Raw genomic sequence first — 18,228 nt, forward strand, 5'->3', positions numbered from 1 at the left:
CAAAAACTTTGATTACAAGCAAGAGAAAAATACAGTCAAAATAACTCGTGAAGTATTCAGTAAAAAGAAGTAGTTTTGCCGACTATTTAAAATTAACAGGATGAAACGGGTAAACAAATACAAAAAACTCTTCAATATCGAAAAAGAGATAGAACTTAAGGAACTTAAAACTTCATATCGAAATTTAGTGAAAGAATGGCATCCTGATAAATTTAGGGAAACCGATGAAAAACACGCTGAAGCTGAGATTAAAAGTAAAGAAATTATAGATGGATACCATTTTTTGGTAAGTATTGCACCACAAACCAGGGACGCCAATCTTGAGGAGTATAATCGTACTATAAACGAAGCAGGAATTGCCGATTACCAACATAAAGGGAATTTACTGGAGATTTCCTTTACCAATGGAACTACTTATGAATATTTTGGAGTAAATAGAAAGCTTTTCATGAAATTTATAAGTTCCGACAAACAGGTAAGATTTGCGAAGAGAAATATTTATAATTCTTTTTTATATAGAAAATCCAAAAAGGATCTTGAGCTACAATCAGCCTAATTTCATAGTCTGATTATAGAAGGTCATCCAGTATCGGATGACCTTATCAGTTAAATGCACTATAATTTATATTATGTAAAATTGAACCCAATGTAACCAACGTTCATATTCTTGTTAGTTTATTCTTTGATTATCAAAGTTTAATTTACTTTTCTTAAATTGTAGAATCTCTATTTTCCTTATTATGAGAATTATATCAGTACAATTTAAAAGCAATAATCAGGTTCCAATTCTTATACAGGATTTTACTCCCTGTTATTTGCCATTGAAATTCTACATTCTGAAATTAAAGTCCAAATCATACAGAATTCAATATAGCTATTTAAATTCTATTAAATTATTATTGGATTTCTATCAGTCAATAAATATTGAATTCGAAAAAGAAATTATTATAAATAAAAATTCTAAAATTATTTATGATTATTCTGAAAGTTTAATATCCTGGTTAAACAACAATTGTATTGATAATCAAAAAGGTTTTAATACTTCTCCTTTAACTTACAACAATCACCTTTGTAAAATTAGAAACTTTTTAGTCTGGATTACACAGACTATAATGGGATTGGGAAACTCCCAGCCTCATACTTATATTCATATGACCTTTAGCCATTGGAGCAAGATCTCCCATAGTTAATAATGCCGCTACGGTGGCTATCTCCCTTTCCTTAAAAGACAATACGCCTCTTTTAAAAATATCTGCGAACAAATGCTCTTTCAGGAATACCTCAATGATCGGTACGGTTTTAGCATAGGCCGCCTTTGGCCTGTTTTCAACTCCGGATAGCTCAGCAAGAACCTCCTTTCCAATTTCATATTTATCACCATTCTTTAAATCAGTCGGTTTTTCTCCTGTTTCGTCTTTAATCCCCCTGTCTTTTCTATCTTCTAAAACTTCCGTCAGGGTATTTATCGCCATAAGGCTTCGCGGAAATCCACAATAGGCATATAGATGAACAAGTTCCTCCTTAATCTTATTTATGCTAAGCCCGTTATCCAGGCCTTCATGTAACGCATCCTCTAAGGTTTCGAGATCACCCTTCGCGGTAGCCGCAGAAATTCTGGCTATGCTATACTCTTCCGGACTTAATTCTTCAGATTCTGTTTGTGCGAAAACAGACAGATTGGCTGCGATGAATAAAGTAATAATTAATCTTATAGTTTTCAATTTCATAATTCTATGATTTTTCTAATAACCCGATGCTGGTTAACCAGGTTATAACCTGATCTTCGACCTTCTCCTTGCGTTCTCCTTTGATCGCCAGTAAAACCCCTTTCTTTTCATATCCTCCTTCTACCGAAAAGCCTTTCAGGATCTTACTATCTGGACATAATTCTCTTAACTGGTCAAATCCCTGACCTACCCCAAAACCTGCATTGGTATTGAAGGGGATTACAGTTATACCGCTCAGATCATTTTCAGTTAAAAAGCTCTTCATGGGAGGCGGCATTTGCATATCCCAGGTAGGGAAACCAACAAATAAAATATCATAGTCTTTAAGGTTTTCAATTTTAGTTTTCAAAGGAGGTAGGTATCCTTCTTCATTTTCCCTGTCTACCTGAGCAACTATTTCCTGATAATTCTCCGGGTATGGATCTTGCTTTTCCAAGGCAATTAAATTACCCCCAACTTTTTCCTGAATAAGCTTAGCTACAGCTTCTGTATTTTCTGTTCTCGATAAATAAACAACGGCGATTTTTTCCTGGGCATTAGATTGAATACCAATAATCATAAAGACGATTACAAATAGACCAAAGAGTTTATTTGATTGAACAATTTTCATTTCAATTATTATTTAAAGACTTATTTTTTCAGCTTTTCCGCTACCTTATCATAATACTCCTGGGTGAGTACCTCGGTCCAGGTAGTGGGTTGTTCTCCTCCATACACAGCCAGATAAGTTACATCACTGTCTTTGGTGGATGAATGCCAATGCTCTGTTTCCTTTTCACATTTTATCACGTCACCAGCTTTTAGGACAACAGGGGCTTTTCCTCTTTCCTGATAGTAGCCTTCGCCTTCAACATAAATCAACACCTGGGTAGAGGCATGTTTATGCCAGTCCAGAGTAGAATTTGCTTTGAAAGTGGCCTTGGTGATATGAAAATTTAAATCTCTCTCAACCTCCAGCAATCCATTTAACCAGGCCTCTCCTAAATAATGGGTATTAGGAGCTTTGGTGCCTTCCTCCAGATATGATGAGACTGAATAAGATTCCTCCTGAGCAAAAACACATATTGGAACAATAAATAATAATACTGTGATTAGATTTTTCATTTTATTCTATTTTTTAGTTAATCCTTTTTCTTTTAGCCAGCTATACATTAATTCCGCTACTTTCTTATTGTTAAGGTCTGACATGGGGAAATGGGTATTGCCCTTTAATCCTGCTTCAGGAAGTGGTACTAAAGTCACATCTCCCCCGTATTTATTTACCGTATCACGCCATTTCCTGGCCATAGCCAGTGCAACCCTCCATTGTTCTTTTCCAGGATTCTGCACAGGCTCCTCAGGAATATAATCCCCATAATAGATGATAATTGGAATTTCTGTCAGGCGATTGAATTCATCCATAGGAACACCCCTGGCACTCAACTCTCCACCGAGATAAGGCATTGGTTCAGGCACTTCTCCTTCAGGAAATACGAAATTACTTCCTGGTTCATAGGAAACTATTGCCTTAATATTATCGTTTTTAAGGGCCGTGAGCCATCCCTGTCCTCCGCTATGAGAATGTGTAACAAGTACTGAAGGACCTATTTTATCAAACAATGCTGAAACGGCATCGATATTTACATCAATTTCCAAGGGCCCAGTATCCGGGGTCATTTGGCGGTAAAACTGATCTAAAGCTTCAGGATCTTTAGAAAATTGAACTCCTGGGTAAAAATTATTTCCTAAGCCAAGCCTGAAAATGCCAAACCAAAGTTGATCATCTGTAGCTGCACTAATACGAGTAGGTTCTGTGCTTCGCCCGGAAAGACCTCGACGAGGTTGATCCAGTAAATAAACCGGGAAATCTTTCCGCAGAAAAATACTTTGAAAACCTTCTCTGCCATCAGGGGTGGTTTGCCAGGTCCTCATAGACTGCCCATAGCCGTGCCAGAATACTAAAGGAAATTCATTAGCATTTACCGGAATTTGGTAATATACGGTAGCATGATCTCCATGCAGGGTTTGGCCTTCGGTACTTTGATTGCTGGGATTGAAAGCTCCATGTTCTATAGGATCAAATGTTCCAGGACTCTCCTTTACTGTTCCTCCCACGGCAAAACTTCCTTGTTTTTTTAAAACAATTGCATCGGTGGAAATAGATTTAGATCCTAAGCAAGAACAAAGAAATAGAGATATTCCTAGTATAAAGCTTATTCTTATTTTTTGGTACAGCAGTTTCATTTTATATTGTTCAGTTTTCTACAATTTAGTAAAAGTATCAGGAAAGGTTAGATTTTATAATTATTCTTCCTAAAAGAATCTATTTCTTTATTGGTGCTTCAACCCCCATAGCAGCCATAACAGGCTCTGCATTTTGTGCTCCTACAATTTCAATTTTAGACAGACCCAGATCAAATTCCTTTAATTCTTCCTTACTGAATGAAATTTCATTAGCTCTTAAATTTTCCCTGAGGTGCACAGAATTAGAGGTTCCGGGAATTGGAACTATCCAGGGCTTTTGAGCCTGTAACCAGGCTAAGGTTATTTGCGCTGGTGTTGCATTTTTTCGAAGACCCCATTCCTCAATATAGTAAAGAATTTGGAGGTTTTGTGGTATGTTTTCAGGAGTTGTTCGTGGTAGAATGATGCGAAAATCACCTTCAGAAAACCTGGTATTTTCGTTAATAGCATCGGCAAAAAAACCATAACCCAGGGGACACCATGGTACGAAACCTATTCCCAATTCTTCACAAAGGGGCAACACATCAGATTCTGGATTGCGCGTCCAGGGAGAATATTCATTCTGGATCGCGGTAAGTGGTTCCACGGCGTGAGCACGACGAATCGTATTTAATCCTGGTTCAGATAATCCCCAATGAAGCACCTTTCCTTCTTTCATCAAATCCTGAACAGTACCAGCAACATCTTCAATTGGAACATTCGGATCTACCCGGTGTTGATATAACAGGTCTATATAATCGGTTCTTAGCCTTTTCAGCATACCTTCCACGGCTCTGCGAATGGTTTTTGGATTACTATCTAATCCTCCTCGTTCGCCGGTCTCAGGATTAATATCGAAACCGAACTTTGTAGCGATCTTCACATCTTTCCTAAACGGCTCAACCGCTTCACCTATCTGTCTTTCACTGATCAATGGTCCGTAGACCTCTGCGGTATCAAAAAATGTAACTCCATTGTCATAGGCTTCCCGATAAAGCTTATTTACCTTGTATTGATCGCGAACCCCGCCAGTATAAAACCCAACCACAGAAAGGGCTCCTAGACCAAGTGGAGAAACCTCCAGATTTCCAAGTCTTCTTTTATCCGGATTTATATTCTGTTGTTGAGATTTATTAATCTTTCCCTGGCTTGTGTCATTACCTTTTGTATTTGCCCACATTGAAAACGGATTCAAACTAAGCCCAACACCAGCTATAGTAGAACTACTTAAAAATTTCCTTCGGCTAAAGCTTTTCCCATTCTGAAAACTATTAGAATCTCTATTTTCCATAATTATATATTATATGTTATTACTGCTTTACTAAAAATCTTAATACAAATATCCCCCAATCTAGAGGTATATCTGGTATACAGATTACTGATATTCTAACCATAATTACTGATATTAGTCACGAGATCAATTTCTTAAAACACAGATTGATATATTTGTATTGAAGTAAAAAAGCAAGAACTATGGAAGATATATTGAAGGTTGAAAGTATTGCCCAATACAATGCTCTTAAAGAGATTAAAACCAGGCATCCTTTAATCACATCTTTTGATAGCGGAACAGCAAAACCCTTGTCAAGTGGGAAGTTTAGCTTTGAGTTTTATGCGATCTTTTTGAAGGGAGTGAACTGTGGTGAATTGAAATACGGTAGAAATACTTATGATTACGAAGAAGGAACCATGGTTTTTATGGGACCAGGCCAGGTTGTAGGTATTAAAAGTGCCAAGGATTATAACCCAAAAGGTTTCGCCCTATTATTTCATCCTGATTTTATCAAAGGCACACCGCTTGCAAGCAAGATTCATACGTATTCCTTCTTTTCCTACGACCTTAATGAGGCCCTGCATTTATCTGAAAAAGAGCAGCAGATCATTACCGAATTATTCCTGAAGATAGATTACGAACTCGATCAAAATATTGATAAACACAGTAAAACTATCATTACCAGTAATATTGAATTATTGCTTAATTATTGTGAACGATTCTATGACCGGCAATTTATAACCCGAGAAAATTTGAATCAGGGTATAGTGTCCAAATTTGAAGGTTTACTGAATGATTATTTTCAGTCTGAAAACCCTCAGAAATACGGCCTGCCTTCTGTTGGTTATTTTGCTAATCATCTAAATCTTTCTGCAAATTACTTCGGAGACCTGGTGAAAAAGGAAACCGGTAAATCGGCTATGGATCATATTCATTTGAAATTAATTGATGTTGCTAAAGACCGGATTTTCGATACCGATAGCTCCATTAGCCAGATCGCTTATGAATTAGGATTTAAATACCCTCAGCACTTCAACAGGATGTTTAAGAAAAATACTGGTCATACTCCAAATGAGTATAGGAATTTGAATTAGTCTCATTCATGAACATGGGTTATGAACATATTTTTTTGGAATATTCTCTCAACACTTGTCAATTAAGATATAAATAGTATTTATGAACATTCTACATTGGATACTTGTAAAATAGAATAATTAAGATTAGATAATAGTGAATTGTTTTTCACTCCTCTTTTTCATTTTTAAGTTCATCAATTTGCCCCTGATAAGAAATAAAAGAACGATCACTACTAGTTACTCTTGTGTCTGCGCTTCCCTCAGAATATACGGTGATCATAAAATTTAAACTTTCGGTACCTTTATCGGCAGAAAATTTTATTTGGGTATTTTTATCTTCGGTGTTAACATCCAAATCTTCTATAAGCCCCTTATAAACTATACCGCCTTCCGAATTATAACCACCACCTGAATATCGCTCCCCAAAATAAGGTAAGAATAAATCAACGGAGTCCTTATTAAACCTAATGTAATTTGGATTGCCAATAAGATTTATCCGTCCTCCAATTATGGGATTTGCCCATTCATGCTGAATTTCAAATTGCATACTATCTACCAGCAGCTTTGTTTTTGAAACCTTGCTTGCATCTGCACTACCACCACAGCTTTGCAGAATTAGTAGGAATCCTAAAATATATAAATAATTAATTTTTAGTTTCATAATAAATTGTAATAGAACTCAGCTTAAGATACAATGTTTAATTCAGGATTGATCTTAAAAGAATTTTAAATTCAATCCTGAAGCTGCAATTCTTATATCCTATTGAATTGTAAGGACCATCACCTAGTGAATAATTTTAATCCAATCAAAATATTCTTAAAGCTTTGCTAAGAATCACTTAATTGATTTGGGTACTTGTATAATTATGGGTTTCTTGTTGCCATAAAACAAAATTATTTATGGAAGCAATATATCAGTTCGTAAAACTTGAAAAGAGCGAAAGCTTACAGGAATTCGCACAAAAAAAATTGAATAAACTTGAAGTAAAATACGATTTTATAGTTAAAGCTGAGGTTTATTTTAAAAAGGAAGAAGCGCAGGATACAAATGGATATATCTGCAATATTAAATTAAGTGTTCCTGGTCCTCAACTTTTTGCTGAATCTAATAAAGATTCATTCGAATCTGCCACAGCAGAGAGTGTAAAAGATCTTGATCGGCAATTATCCAAGAAAAAAAGCCAGATGAAAACACATTCCAATTAGATTTTGGATTTATGCATAAAATAAAAACCCTGATATTTCTTATATCAGGGTTTTTTACCTCTTTTTATTCTAAAAACTTATATATAATCTCAATTGGATCAGATTAGTAAAATTTAGAATTATGATCAAGTTCAAAGATTTTTCTACCTTTATTTTGTTTCTGCTTGATCAGCATCCTTTGCTTTCCCCTCCCCGAGTTCATTGGCTTCTATACGCTCTTTAAATTCGTTAATAATTCCACCTTTTAATAGAATATTAATTTGCCGGTCACTCATGCTGTGTTTGGTTTCAAATTCTAATTTTTCACCATTTGCTTTTCTTACAATTACCTTTATATTATTTCGGTTTTTAATATCCTCTCTAAGATTCTTGAAAATAATCTGATCATCTTGCTCTATTTTCTCATAGTCCGCAATATCTATAAATTCCAAGGGAAGAATTCCAAAATTCACAAGGTTTTGCCAGGCAATTCTGGCATAACTATTAGCGATTACAGCCACCTGACCCAAATATTTTGGTGCAATTGCCGCGTGTTCCCTACTAGATCCCTGGGCATAGTTATCTTTTGCCACTACAATATGGCCACCGTGTTCCCCTTTGGCTTTTATAGCACGATCATAAAATGTCTCATCAATAACCGTATAAGAAAATTTACTGATTTCAGGAAGATTACTTCTAAATGGCAACACCTCTGCTCCCGCTTTGAGAATTTCATCGGTAGAAACATTATCGCCCATCTTAAGCATTACGGGAACACTGTAATGATCCTGCATTGGTTCAATATAAGGAAGTGATTTAATATTCGGTCCTTTCTGAAGTTCAACTTTGGATCCGTCCTCCGGCGGAGCTACAAGCATATCCTCTTTAATAATATGAAATTCCGGATATTCAAACTGAGGATATTTCATATTGTACAGCTTTTCCAAATCCCTGGGGTCTGTGATCTTTCCGGTTAAAGCTGAAGCAGCTGCGGTCTCAGGACTGCATAAATATACCTGATCATCTTTTGTTCCTGAACGATCTGGAAAATTTCTTGGCATCGTACGTAAACTAATAGTATTGGATGCAGGTGCTTGTCCCATACCTATACACCCCATACATCCAGACTGGTGAAAACGTGCTCCTGCCTTAATTAAATTAGCAAAAGTCTTGTTTTCGATCATATTTTGAATAATCTGCCGGGAGGTGGGATTAATATCAAATGAGACATCGCTACTTATTGCTTTATCCTCAACTATAGCTCCTGCTATCCAGAAATCACGTAAACCTGGGTTTGCCGAGGAACCAATAACCACCTGGCTAATAGGTTTTCCTGCAACCTCGCTTACCGGCACTACATTTCCGGGACTCGTTGGCAAGGCAATTAGTGGAACAAGATCATCTAAAATTATTTCTTCATGAAGATCGTATTCGCAACCCTCATCGGCTAATAATTCGCGCCAATCGTTTTCTCTTTGCTGAGATTTTAAAAATCTTTTTGTTTCCCCATCACTTGGAAAAACAGTAGTTGTTGCACCAAGTTCAGCACCCATATTAGCAATTACATGACGGTCCATGGCACTTAGATTTTTAAGGCCATCACCATAATATTCTATTACTTTTCCAACTCCACCTTTTACATCATGCCGACGAAGCATCTCCAGGATCACGTCTTTCGCACTTACCCAATCAGGTAAATTACCGGTAAGTTTAACGCCCCAAACCTGGGGCATTTTTACAAAATAAGGTTGACCCGCAATAGCTGCAGCTACGTCAAGTCCACCGGTTCCAATGGCAAGCATTCCTAAAGATCCTGCAGCTGGTGTATGACTATCGGATCCAACCATAGTTTTTCCAGGTTTTCCGAAGCGTTCCATGTGCACCGGGTGACTTACTCCATTTCCTGGTCGACTATACCATAGCCCGAATTTTTGTGCAGCAGATAGTAAAAACAAGTGATCATCCGCATTTTTGAAATCAGTTTGCAATAAATTGTGATCTACATACTGAACGGCTACTTCGGTTTGTGCTTTATCCAATCCCATAGCCTCCAATTCCAACTGTACTAAGGTTCCCGTTGCATCCTGAAGTAAAGCCTGATCTATTTTAATTCCAATTTCCTTTCCGGCGGTCATTTCCCCCTTAAGCAAATGTTCCTTAATTAATTTCTGTGTTACATTTAATTTCGACATAGTTGGTTATTTTAAACTTTAAAATATTACAATTTCGAAGAAAAATGGCTCCGTTTAACAATATCTTATATCTTAAGGGCTAAACTTAATCTTCTATTAACGAATCAATTTCAAATTATTCAGCAGAAAAAAAGCCATAAAAAAGAAGATCAACTTCATTTTTTATGGCTGCTTTCTAAAAAAGCTGTTTGAAAAATAGCCTTTAAAATATTCTGAACCTTAGTTGTGAAATATCCATCCGGTTATTCTCGAAACAGCCTGATTATTTTTCAATTCTTACTTAGGGTATTTAGAATATCGGTCTGTTGACCTTCTTCAATGTTAAAGCCCGGTTTACCTTTTCTGGGAAATAAATATGTAAACTCTTCATCAAAAGCACTCCAACTCCCTGCTAGACCGAAATCATCATTCGACCTGTCCATTTTTGGACGTTTAAAAGTATTTAAATCAGAATTATATGGGGAGCCTTCCGCATCTTCCCCCGGAAATAACATACCGTCATTGATCTCTGAATAAATTACCACTGTAGCTCCGCCATTACCAGGTAAATCAAATACTTTTAGACCGAAATCTTTTAAGACTCCTTTTCTTTCGGTAATATCTTTTGTTTTAAAATTATCTTTAAAATTGTTACGTGGATGGGCGAAAATAGGCGCACCACCGGCATCTTCAGAAATAGTTTTTAGATCGGCATAAGCATCTTTTAAAATTCCGTCGCAGGTGATTAAAATACCTTTAATTTTATAACCATCCGTAAGTAATTTCTTTACCGCATCTTTGGTAGAATCTTCTACCACATCTATTAGTAAAATATCTTGTCTATTAATATGTCTTAGAGCGTAACCCTGATTGAATATACCATCCTTTTCTTCACCTTTAATTATAAAAGTATCGGGAATTAATTTTAAAAATTTACCGCTTTCACCTTTTTCAACAAATTCAGCACTTTGGCTGTGCAGTACTTCCATTTTATCAACAGTCTTCATAATCAAAATCGTTTTAAATTAGTTGTTTCAAGATACAAATAAGGCGAGGCTTTTACAATGCTGGAATCGGGTTTTAGGACATATTTAACGAGACAGCATAAGCAGAATAAGCTCCGTGGTGAGAAAGACTAAATGGAATTCTCAGATTATCACCATGGTAGGTTATAAAAGGTATTCCCTCCTTATCTTTACTAATGTTAAGGGATTCTAATGTAATATTAAGTTGGTTGGAGATTTTATGGAGAAGATTGGAATTGGAATTATTACCTTCTGAAATCAATGAAAATTCAGTATTGGCTGTAAATGAGTGGATTTTATCGGAAGTTAAAACTGAAATGGTCTTTATAAGTTCATTATCAAAATTGACAACTCCCATAGACCTTTTGGAATTAAAATCAATTTGGTGGCAGATAAATCGTGTCGGATTATAAAAACGGACCAATTTATATTTTCGCTGCACAGCTTTATAAACGGCCTCTTTCATGCTCCAAAATAACCAAATATTAACTTCAGGATTTGCCGAATTCAATATAAACCTTTGCTCCTTCTCTGTAAATACTTTTTGAAGAAAACCCCGTCTTGACCAGTTACTCTGAAACTTAGTTAAATTTAAGTCTATAATATCATTGCCTATCATGTTTTTCCTAGTTTCTGTTCAATGATATTCTTAGCATTGCCCACAGTAAGCATTCCACTCATAGATTCGTTATCTATTTCTATATTAAATTCGTCTTCTACATCTAGAATAACATCGACCAGGTTAGCTGAGTTCACTTCAAGATCCTTTATAAAATCCGTATCCTCATTGAAATTATCTAGACCTTCTTTTCTCTGAGTATAAGGCGTCACAATCTTTTTAATGGAATCAAGTATTTTTGTATCATTCATTTTTTTAAAATTATAATTTCTTAAAAATCACTACCGCATTTACATCTCCGAATCCAAAACTCGACTTAGCGATAATCTTCACAGATTTCTCTATAGTTTTCCTTGGAACTTTATCTTCGGAAATCAGATTAGAAATCTGAGGGTTTAAATCTTCGGAATTCACATTACCGAAGATAAAATTTTTATCCAGTTGGAGCACACTTGCTACGCATTCTATACTTCCTGATGCAGCCAGACAGTGCCCTGTCATTCCTTTTAAAGAATTTATATATGGAAAATCTTTTCGTTTAAGTGCTATTTTCCAATTCTCGATTTCCAAGGCATCCTTTGTAGTAGCGGTAAGGTGACCATTAATTACCTCTATTTCTTCTTTAGAAATTCCTGAACATTCAATAGCTTCTTTGATACAACGAATAACAGCTTCACTATTGGCAGCGGTCATACTACCACCACCTCGTTGCCCACCACTATTGACTGCTCCTCCTAAAACTTCGGCATAAATTTTTGCACCCCGCTCCTTAGCAGCTTCATATTCTTCCAGCACCAGTGCTCCAGCCCCACTTGCAGGGACGAAACCACAGGCCGTTGCACTCATCGGTCGAGAAGCTATAGTGGGATTCTTATTATATTTTGCCGGTAAAATGCGCATGGCATCAAACCCGCCCCAAATATATGGTCCATGATCACTGCAGCTTCCAATTAGCATTCGTTTTGCTTTACCGGCAACAATTCTATCAGCACCCATTAATAAGGCTTCGGTTCCCGTAGTGCATGCTGAAGAATTAGTGGTCACCTGGTTTCCGCAACCAAGAATTCCACCCAGATAGGCGCTAATGCCACTGGCCATAGTTTGCATTACACTTGTACTTCCCAAACGTCTTGTCTTCCCTTGTTCAATAAGGTGAATAGCTTCCCTAAATTTATCCACCCCTAAAATTCCGGTGCCAAAAATTATCCCACTATCCCATTGGGGTGTTTCGCTTTCTTCAATTTTAAGTCCGGCGTCTTTCCAGGCATCGGTACCTGCCATTACTCCATAAATTAAACCGCTGGAATTTAAACCTCTAAGTTGAAGTGCTGTGAAATATTCAGCAATTTTTTTTTCAGAAACTTCAGGTTTTCCCGCAATCTGGCAACTGAATTTCAAACGCTGCAATTCCTCTTGAAACCGAATCCCGCTTTTACCCATTCGAAGGGCTTCTTCAAAGTTGCTCAAACCTACCGCATTTGGCGCAACAACTCCCATTCCAGTTATAACCACTCGTTTATTCATCCAAGAAATTCTAAACAGATTTGCCTTTCACCATTCCCGCGATCTTACCGCGGCAAATTAATTTGTCTGATTTATCATACATTCTTACTTCACATTTCAATTTATTAAACCTAAAAAAAAGCTTTTCAGAAACTACCCTAACCGTATCTCCAGGAAAAACTGGAAGGTAAAAATCTACTTCCGAAGAACTTAATCCTAATTTTATATCCAATGGCTCATTTTTCTCCTCCTGAAGAAGAAAAATACCCAGACATACTACACCAATCTGCGCCATACATTCCGTTAAAATAACTCCAGGAGTTACCGGATTGTTTTTAAAATGTCCTTTATAGAAAAAGGAATCTATAGGAAAAGTATAAAAACCTTCCGCAGATTTTTCATCAATATTCACCAATTTATCTACAAAAAGAAATGGAACTGAATACGGAAGCTTCTCAAGTATTTCTGTATAATCCAAAATTCGCCTATTTTAAATGTTCACCTCCATTGACCGGAATTATAGTACCGGTAATCCAGCCAGCTTCATCTTTACTCAAAAGGTAAACCACATTGGCAACATCATTAGGAACCGTAAGCCGTTTAAATGGATTATGTTTTAGCGCGTGTACCCTTAAAGTTTCGTTGCCGGGTATCATTTGAAAAGACCGAGTAACTGTAACTCCAGCCTGAATACAATTGGCACGGATACCGTGAGGTGCAAATTCCAGGGCAATACTTCTGGTTATTGCTTCTAGTGCAACCTTGGCCGCAGAAACTGCTGCGTAATTGGCCCAGGCTTTTTTATTGCCTTCACTGGTGAAGGAAATAATTCTAGCGTCTTTGGCAAATAATTTAGCATTGAAAATAGTTTTTACCCAATCGTAGAGGCTAATGGCCATAGCATCTATGGTGAGCTGGAAATCTACATTTTCAAGATTCGGTCCCTCCCCGGTCATCGGTTTTAAATTTCCTTTAGCTAAACTATGTACCAGAGTCCTTACTTTGCCTTCCTTTCCCAGAATTTTATGAATTTGGTCGATCAGAATTTGTCTTTTTTCGGCATTTGTTGCATCAATATTAAAACTTTCAAAATGGACATCCTGCTCTCTGATATCTTCAAAAGCTTCTTCAATTTCAGCTATATCAGCACGCCTGTCACGATGAATAATAATTATATTCATTCCGTGATGTGCCAGTTTCCTGGCTGTAGCAAACCCAAGGCCACTACTCCCTCCTAAAATAATTGCCCAGTAGTTTTTGTCTTTAAATTCGGTTACCATTCTAATAAAATTCTTTGTGCCGAAAAACCCGGACCAAAACTTAGCATTAAGCCCTGTTCTCCAGTTTTTGGCTGTTTTTTAATAAATTCCTCTAGTACGTATAAAACTGTCACACTGCTCATGTTCCCATATTTCCGCAGTACTTCACGAGTTTCGTCTATATTCTTCCCTAAGTTACCAAAAAGATCTTCAACAGTTTGTACAATTTTCTTACCTCCTGGATGAAAAATCAGATGATTAAGCCTTTCTATATTTGAATCCAGTTTTTGTAAAAATGGATGTACAATCTCGGGAAAATGCGTTGCGATAGTTTGCGGTACTGCTTCATTCAGGATCATTTTAAGTCCATGATTAGTGAGATCAAAACCCATTAAATGAGTAGCCTCATAAAAGTGATACATTTCTTCACCTACAATTCTTGGACCTTGGGCTTGATCTTCTGAAGAAAGCAAAACACAGGCGGCGCCATCGCCAAAAATAGCAGCGCTTACCATATTAGCCATAGAAAAATCATCTAGCTGAAATGTTGAAGTAGGACTTTCAACCGCGATTACAGCAGCACGTTTTCCTGGATTGGCTTTAAGAAAATTTGCTGCATATATAATTCCGGAAATTCCGGCCGCACAACCCATTTCTGTAACCGGCAAACGGGTTATATCTTTTCGCATTTCCAATGAATTGATTAAATAGGCATCCAAGGAGGGAATCATAATTCCTGTGCAACTCACGGTGATAATAAAATCTATTGAAGTTGCATTCCATTCCATACTCTTTAGAGCTTTTTGCAATACGTTCTTCCCAAGTTTTTTTACCTCCCTGACATAAATATTATTCTTCTGTTCAAAGGAACTCGCTGTGAATACTTCCTTAGGATCCATAATGGAATAGCGTTTATCTACATCTGCTCCCTCAAAGATTTTTAAAACCTTTCTACGGAATCGATCATCTTGCTTTCCCAGCCAATCCTCCACAAATGGCAGAATATCTTTGGTCTCACTGGAATAATCAGGCAGTTCTTTTTCTACACTTACAATTTTTACACTCATATTTTTTCTTTCTGAATTATCCATTGATAGCGAAATGCCCATTTCCAGGTAATTCTATGACTAGTCCGCGGAATTCTTTCAGCAAAATACTGTAGTTCCTCCTTTTTGAAACCGCGTAGAATAGAAATTAAACCATCTTTTCGAGCAATCTCATTATTGATAAACACCGCACAAAAAGCTTGAAATAATCTATAAGCAAATTTTGATCGGTGCAAATCATTTATAATCACTCCTAATTTAGATTGATCATTAAATTTTTTCAATAAGGCTAAAATCTCTCTGTCCTTAAAATGATGAAGCGTTAGGGTACATAAAATAATATCACATCTTAAGCTTTTAAAATCCTCGCTAAGCATATCTATTTCATGAAATTCTATCTCTTGAAAGTCAGTAGACATTGTTTTACCAAGGGCAATGGCATGGGAGTTGGCATCAATACCGGTAAGTTTAAGTTTATACCCCTGTTTTCTTCCCCAATCTGCAATCTCCCGCAAAACGCTTCCATTACCACAACCTACATCAACAATATGGAGCTGTTGATTATACGAAACTTTGGTAACAATATTTTTAATTCCTTCCAGGGTAATTTTATTTCCCCCTAGCCATTTATTAATCTTATCCAGATCACGCAAAGTTTTATCCAATTCACTTCCTTGCAGATCAAAATCATCCATAATTTCAACCGCTTTGATTCTTTTTGAGGTATCTATACTCATATAATTGGTTGTCCGTGGGTTCTATTAATAATTTTCTCTAATAAGTATGGAAAATTTTTGACCAAATTTTGTGAAGTGGTAGCTAGAAGAGGATTTATTAGTATCTTCTGGAGTATTCTTCCTGTTCTTAATCGGCTACGGAATTGGGAGTTCCAGTTCTCTCTATATTGATTTTCCAGGTTTTCCCGATTTAAATTATTTCCTTGTAAATTACTCAGGACAGCTTCTGAGGCTATTTTTCCAGAATGAATTGCCATAGCCATTCCGTTGCCACATAAGGGATGAATTAATCCAGCAGCATCTCCCAACATTAAAACGTGTTCTTTAATAATTGATTTTTCCTCAAATGAAATCTGAGCGATACTCAGATCATTTTCAAAAACAGGTTTTGCTTTTATAAAAAACCCCTTTAGATATGGATTGTTAAATAAAATTTGTTTTTTGAATTCTTTGGTATTCTTATACTTTTTGAAACTTTTATAAGAAACCATATAACAGGCATTCACCAAACCAGTTTCTATTTTTGATAAACCACAGTATCCGCCTTCAAAATTATGCAGGGCTACTAAATTATCCGGAAATTCAGGATTCTCGTAATGTCCTTTTAAAGCTAGCCATGAGGATTTTTGCTTTTCAAACTCCCGTCCGAGACTTTTATCAAGATTAGCGCGTTTTCCAAATGCTCCTAAAACTATTGCAGTTTTAAATTCTTTTCCAGAAGAAAGTTTTAGTCTGAATTCATCATTTTCAAAATTGATATTTTCCACTGATCCCAAGAGAATTTCCGTGCCATATTCTTGCGCTTTCTTAAAGAGAAAGTTATCCAAATTATAACGGCTTATTCCCATTCCGCCAAGTTCCAACTTGGTTTCAATAGTCTTTGCATTCTGAGTGCTGTAGAGCAATCTTTGAATATTTATGGGTTTTAAGCTGCCCTTGAGGTCTATATCTAGAAAATTGAAATAAGGGAGCACTTCGTTGGAAAGATACTCCCCACATACTTTATGTCTTGGAAAAGCCTTTTTTTCAATTAGCAAAACCTGCTGGCCTTCCCGGGAAAGATGGATTGCAGCAGTTAATCCTGCCAGGCCTCCACCTACAATAATCACTTTAAAGTCTGCCATCGGTTGAAGATAAATAAAAGGATAAAAAAATCCCGGAAAATTCCGGGATTTAATAGTTGTTTTAGGGATAAAGGTTAATCCTGCTGTTCTGCCATTTTTTTGGCTTCCTCTTTTAATTCCTCGCTGGCAACAATTGCCAACTCTACCCTGCGGTTTTTAGCACGGCCTTCAGCTGTTGAGTTATCATACTTAGGTTGAGATTCTCCATACCATTTGGTTTCGAACCTTTCCCTGTTTAAACCCTGGTTTAATAAAAAACCAGTCACAGCCTGAGCTCTATTTTTAGACAGCGTTAAGTTGTAGTATTCACTACCAGTATTATCAGTATGGCCCTCTATCAGTATATTAGAGTCTGGGTATTCTTCAAAAATATCTGCTAATTTATTTAAGGTAGCCTCAGATTTGGCGTTGATATTATATTGCTCACTGTCAAAATATACCCCGCTACTCTCATCAAAAGTAACGTTTATACCTTCACCAACTCTTTCGACTTCAGCGCCAGGAATTTCTTGTTCTATTTCCTTTGCCTGTTCATCCATTCTATCCCCTATAATTGCACCAGCTGCTCCACCTACAACTCCACCGATTATAGCACCAAGTGCAGTATTTCCATCACCGGTATTATTTCCAATAACACCGCCAATTACGGCACCGCCAGCTGAACCAATTACGGCTCCTTTTTGTTTATTATTTGCATTCTTAGTGGCTTCACAACTAAAAAGTAAAGTAGCTGAGAATAGAATAACAAATATTCTGTTTATAGTTGTCTTCATAGTAAATTGATTTATTTAAAGTTTAGAAAAATTCATTCGAATCACAAAGGGAGAGCCCTCTAACATTACAGATTGCTCCCAAACCATTTGGGTTTCCGAAAGTGATTTTAAATTTAAACGGAATCCTTGATTTCCGGTTGTTGAATTATAATCTTCATCGGTAGGTTTCAGTAAGAAATCGTAAACGCCGTTAACAGTATTTTCCTCGTCTATTGACCATATAAAATATCGCTGGCCTCCATTGCAATTAGCACCCTGAACAGAATATGCTCCTTGATTGTTATTAGAAACAAAATTCCATGTGCTATTTTCAAAACATGAAGCATCAGCATCATTAAACAAAGTTACATCATACTCTCCCGAACTATTTGGGTAAGTAACATTGGTAAGGGTCCAGTCTCCATTGAAGGTTTTTCTTGCTTCTTTTGCAGTTTTACTCGGTCCACATGCGGCAAATAATACGGCTACCAAACCAAGAATTAATATTTTTTTCATTTTTAGTTATTTG

General features: G+C 36.6%; 21 protein-coding genes. 3 read left to right on the forward strand and 18 right to left on the reverse strand.

The annotated features are described in order from the left end of the window. Nucleotides 1-100: 100 nt before the first annotated feature. Complete coding sequence (locus tag DET49_RS05795) at nucleotides 101-556, forward strand: KTSC domain-containing protein (protein WP_133547154.1); 456 nt, start codon at nucleotides 101-103, stop codon at nucleotides 554-556. A 532-nt stretch (nucleotides 557-1,088) separates the two neighbouring features. Here the strand turns inward: DET49_RS05795 and DET49_RS05800 are convergent. From DET49_RS05800 to DET49_RS05820, 5 genes are all read right to left on the reverse strand, one after another. Next, nucleotides 1,089-1,727: a carboxymuconolactone decarboxylase family protein gene (locus DET49_RS05800; protein WP_133547155.1), complete on the reverse strand. Its 639-nt coding sequence runs from the start codon at nucleotides 1,725-1,727 to the stop codon at nucleotides 1,089-1,091. 4 nt (nucleotides 1,728-1,731) lie between these two features. Beyond that, nucleotides 1,732-2,337, reverse strand: a complete 606-nt coding sequence (locus DET49_RS05805) for a flavodoxin (protein ID WP_133547156.1) — start codon at nucleotides 2,335-2,337, stop codon at nucleotides 1,732-1,734. 20 nt (nucleotides 2,338-2,357) lie between these two features. Continuing rightward, entirely contained in the window at nucleotides 2,358-2,831 is a 474-nt protein-coding gene (locus DET49_RS05810) for a cupin domain-containing protein (protein ID WP_133547157.1), read from the reverse strand. 6 nt (nucleotides 2,832-2,837) lie between these two features. Beyond that, nucleotides 2,838-3,950, reverse strand: a complete 1,113-nt coding sequence (locus DET49_RS05815; protein ID WP_133547158.1) for an alpha/beta hydrolase — start codon at nucleotides 3,948-3,950, stop codon at nucleotides 2,838-2,840. 79 nt (nucleotides 3,951-4,029) lie between these two features. Continuing rightward, the gene (locus tag DET49_RS05820) at nucleotides 4,030-5,220 is read right to left on the reverse strand and encodes an aldo/keto reductase (protein WP_133547159.1); all 1,191 of its coding nucleotides are present in this window, start codon (nucleotides 5,218-5,220) and stop codon (nucleotides 4,030-4,032) included. A gap of 182 nt (nucleotides 5,221-5,402) precedes the next feature. Between DET49_RS05820 and DET49_RS05825 the strand changes: the two genes are divergently transcribed. After that, nucleotides 5,403-6,296, forward strand: coding sequence for an AraC family transcriptional regulator (locus tag DET49_RS05825; RefSeq protein ID WP_057483189.1), 894 nt, complete (start codon nucleotides 5,403-5,405; stop codon nucleotides 6,294-6,296). 148 nt (nucleotides 6,297-6,444) lie between these two features. On the opposite strand, the gene DET49_RS05830 is transcribed toward DET49_RS05825, so the two are convergent. Further along, a complete protein-coding gene (locus tag DET49_RS05830; RefSeq protein WP_133547160.1) occupies nucleotides 6,445-6,939 on the reverse strand; it encodes a DUF4251 domain-containing protein in 495 nt (164 codons plus the stop codon). A 239-nt stretch (nucleotides 6,940-7,178) separates the two neighbouring features. Here DET49_RS05830 and hpf point away from each other — a divergent pair, with 239 nt between their 5' ends. Continuing rightward, nucleotides 7,179-7,484 (forward strand): ribosome hibernation-promoting factor, HPF/YfiA family, encoded by a 306-nt coding sequence (gene hpf, locus DET49_RS05835; protein WP_133547161.1) that lies wholly within the window; start codon nucleotides 7,179-7,181, stop codon nucleotides 7,482-7,484. 149 nt (nucleotides 7,485-7,633) lie between these two features. On the opposite strand, the gene DET49_RS05840 is transcribed toward hpf, so the two are convergent. The 12 genes from DET49_RS05840 to DET49_RS05895 all read right to left on the reverse strand — a co-directional run bounded on the left by DET49_RS05840 (nucleotide 7,634) and on the right by DET49_RS05895 (nucleotide 18,215). After that, complete coding sequence (locus DET49_RS05840; RefSeq protein WP_133547162.1) at nucleotides 7,634-9,655, reverse strand: aconitate hydratase; 2,022 nt, start codon at nucleotides 9,653-9,655, stop codon at nucleotides 7,634-7,636. Between the two features lie 269 nt (nucleotides 9,656-9,924). Continuing rightward, a complete protein-coding gene (locus DET49_RS05845; protein ID WP_133547163.1) occupies nucleotides 9,925-10,641 on the reverse strand; it encodes a hypothetical protein in 717 nt (238 codons plus the stop codon). Between the two features lie 73 nt (nucleotides 10,642-10,714). After that, nucleotides 10,715-11,278 carry a 4'-phosphopantetheinyl transferase superfamily protein gene (locus DET49_RS05850; protein WP_133547164.1) on the reverse strand — a complete coding sequence of 188 codons (564 nt, stop codon included), beginning with the start codon at nucleotides 11,276-11,278 and terminating at the stop codon, nucleotides 10,715-10,717. Next, on the reverse strand, nucleotides 11,275-11,529 hold the full coding sequence (locus DET49_RS05855; protein WP_133547165.1) for an acyl carrier protein: 255 nt from the start codon (nucleotides 11,527-11,529) through the stop codon (nucleotides 11,275-11,277). Before DET49_RS05855 ends, DET49_RS05850 begins: the two co-directional genes overlap by 4 nt. Before the next feature lie 10 nt (nucleotides 11,530-11,539). Continuing rightward, nucleotides 11,540-12,802, reverse strand: a complete 1,263-nt coding sequence (locus tag DET49_RS05860; RefSeq protein ID WP_133547166.1) for a beta-ketoacyl-[acyl-carrier-protein] synthase family protein — start codon at nucleotides 12,800-12,802, stop codon at nucleotides 11,540-11,542. 10 nt (nucleotides 12,803-12,812) lie between these two features. Next, the gene (locus DET49_RS05865; RefSeq protein ID WP_133547167.1) at nucleotides 12,813-13,259 is read right to left on the reverse strand and encodes a 3-hydroxyacyl-ACP dehydratase FabZ family protein; all 447 of its coding nucleotides are present in this window, start codon (nucleotides 13,257-13,259) and stop codon (nucleotides 12,813-12,815) included. 7 nt (nucleotides 13,260-13,266) lie between these two features. Next, a complete protein-coding gene (locus tag DET49_RS05870) occupies nucleotides 13,267-14,061 on the reverse strand; it encodes an enoyl-ACP reductase (RefSeq protein WP_133547168.1) in 795 nt (264 codons plus the stop codon). Next, the gene (locus DET49_RS05875) at nucleotides 14,055-15,107 is read right to left on the reverse strand and encodes a type III polyketide synthase (RefSeq protein ID WP_133547169.1); all 1,053 of its coding nucleotides are present in this window, start codon (nucleotides 15,105-15,107) and stop codon (nucleotides 14,055-14,057) included. Before DET49_RS05875 ends, DET49_RS05870 begins: the two co-directional genes overlap by 7 nt. Next, nucleotides 15,104-15,823, reverse strand: coding sequence for a methyltransferase domain-containing protein (locus DET49_RS05880; RefSeq protein ID WP_243729543.1), 720 nt, complete (start codon nucleotides 15,821-15,823; stop codon nucleotides 15,104-15,106). Before DET49_RS05880 ends, DET49_RS05875 begins: the two co-directional genes overlap by 4 nt. Next, nucleotides 15,820-16,947: an NAD(P)/FAD-dependent oxidoreductase gene (locus tag DET49_RS05885; RefSeq protein WP_133547170.1), complete on the reverse strand. Its 1,128-nt coding sequence runs from the start codon at nucleotides 16,945-16,947 to the stop codon at nucleotides 15,820-15,822. Before DET49_RS05885 ends, DET49_RS05880 begins: the two co-directional genes overlap by 4 nt. A 74-nt stretch (nucleotides 16,948-17,021) precedes the next feature. Further along, a complete protein-coding gene (locus DET49_RS05890; RefSeq protein WP_133547171.1) occupies nucleotides 17,022-17,720 on the reverse strand; it encodes an OmpA family protein in 699 nt (232 codons plus the stop codon). 15 nt (nucleotides 17,721-17,735) lie between these two features. After that, complete coding sequence (locus DET49_RS05895; protein ID WP_133547172.1) at nucleotides 17,736-18,215, reverse strand: lipocalin family protein; 480 nt, start codon at nucleotides 18,213-18,215, stop codon at nucleotides 17,736-17,738. Nucleotides 18,216-18,228: the final 13 nt, after the last annotated feature.

The organism is Salegentibacter sp. 24 (assembly GCF_004362395.1).
Taxonomy (GTDB): Bacteria; Bacteroidota; Bacteroidia; order Flavobacteriales; family Flavobacteriaceae; genus Salegentibacter.

Coding starts and splice junctions, on each gene's coding strand:
- DET49_RS05885 (WP_133547170.1), bottom strand. CDS start 16,947: ATGGCAGACTTTAAAGTGATTATTGTAGGTGGAGGCCTGGCAGGATTA.
- DET49_RS05850 (WP_133547164.1), bottom strand. CDS start 11,278: ATGATAGGCAATGATATTATAGACTTAAATTTAACTAAGTTTCAGAGT.
- DET49_RS05880 (WP_243729543.1), bottom strand. CDS start 15,823: ATGAGTATAGATACCTCAAAAAGAATCAAAGCGGTTGAAATTATGGAT.
- DET49_RS05800 (WP_133547155.1), bottom strand. CDS start 1,727: ATGAAATTGAAAACTATAAGATTAATTATTACTTTATTCATCGCAGCC.
- DET49_RS05820 (WP_133547159.1), bottom strand. CDS start 5,220: ATGGAAAATAGAGATTCTAATAGTTTTCAGAATGGGAAAAGCTTTAGC.
- DET49_RS05810 (WP_133547157.1), bottom strand. CDS start 2,831: ATGAAAAATCTAATCACAGTATTATTATTTATTGTTCCAATATGTGTT.
- DET49_RS05855 (WP_133547165.1), bottom strand. CDS start 11,529: ATGAATGATACAAAAATACTTGATTCCATTAAAAAGATTGTGACGCCT.
- DET49_RS05895 (WP_133547172.1), bottom strand. CDS start 18,215: ATGAAAAAAATATTAATTCTTGGTTTGGTAGCCGTATTATTTGCCGCA.
- DET49_RS05860 (WP_133547166.1), bottom strand. CDS start 12,802: ATGAATAAACGAGTGGTTATAACTGGAATGGGAGTTGTTGCGCCAAAT.
- DET49_RS05815 (WP_133547158.1), bottom strand. CDS start 3,950: ATGAAACTGCTGTACCAAAAAATAAGAATAAGCTTTATACTAGGAATA.
- DET49_RS05870 (WP_133547168.1), bottom strand. CDS start 14,061: ATGGTAACCGAATTTAAAGACAAAAACTACTGGGCAATTATTTTAGGA.
- hpf (WP_133547161.1), top strand. CDS start 7,179: ATGGAAGCAATATATCAGTTCGTAAAACTTGAAAAGAGCGAAAGCTTA.
- DET49_RS05825 (WP_057483189.1), top strand. CDS start 5,403: ATGGAAGATATATTGAAGGTTGAAAGTATTGCCCAATACAATGCTCTT.
- DET49_RS05830 (WP_133547160.1), bottom strand. CDS start 6,939: ATGAAACTAAAAATTAATTATTTATATATTTTAGGATTCCTACTAATT.
- DET49_RS05845 (WP_133547163.1), bottom strand. CDS start 10,641: ATGAAGACTGTTGATAAAATGGAAGTACTGCACAGCCAAAGTGCTGAA.
- DET49_RS05840 (WP_133547162.1), bottom strand. CDS start 9,655: ATGTCGAAATTAAATGTAACACAGAAATTAATTAAGGAACATTTGCTT.
- DET49_RS05875 (WP_133547169.1), bottom strand. CDS start 15,107: ATGAGTGTAAAAATTGTAAGTGTAGAAAAAGAACTGCCTGATTATTCC.
- DET49_RS05890 (WP_133547171.1), bottom strand. CDS start 17,720: ATGAAGACAACTATAAACAGAATATTTGTTATTCTATTCTCAGCTACT.
- DET49_RS05805 (WP_133547156.1), bottom strand. CDS start 2,337: ATGAAAATTGTTCAATCAAATAAACTCTTTGGTCTATTTGTAATCGTC.
- DET49_RS05795 (WP_133547154.1), top strand. CDS start 101: ATGAAACGGGTAAACAAATACAAAAAACTCTTCAATATCGAAAAAGAG.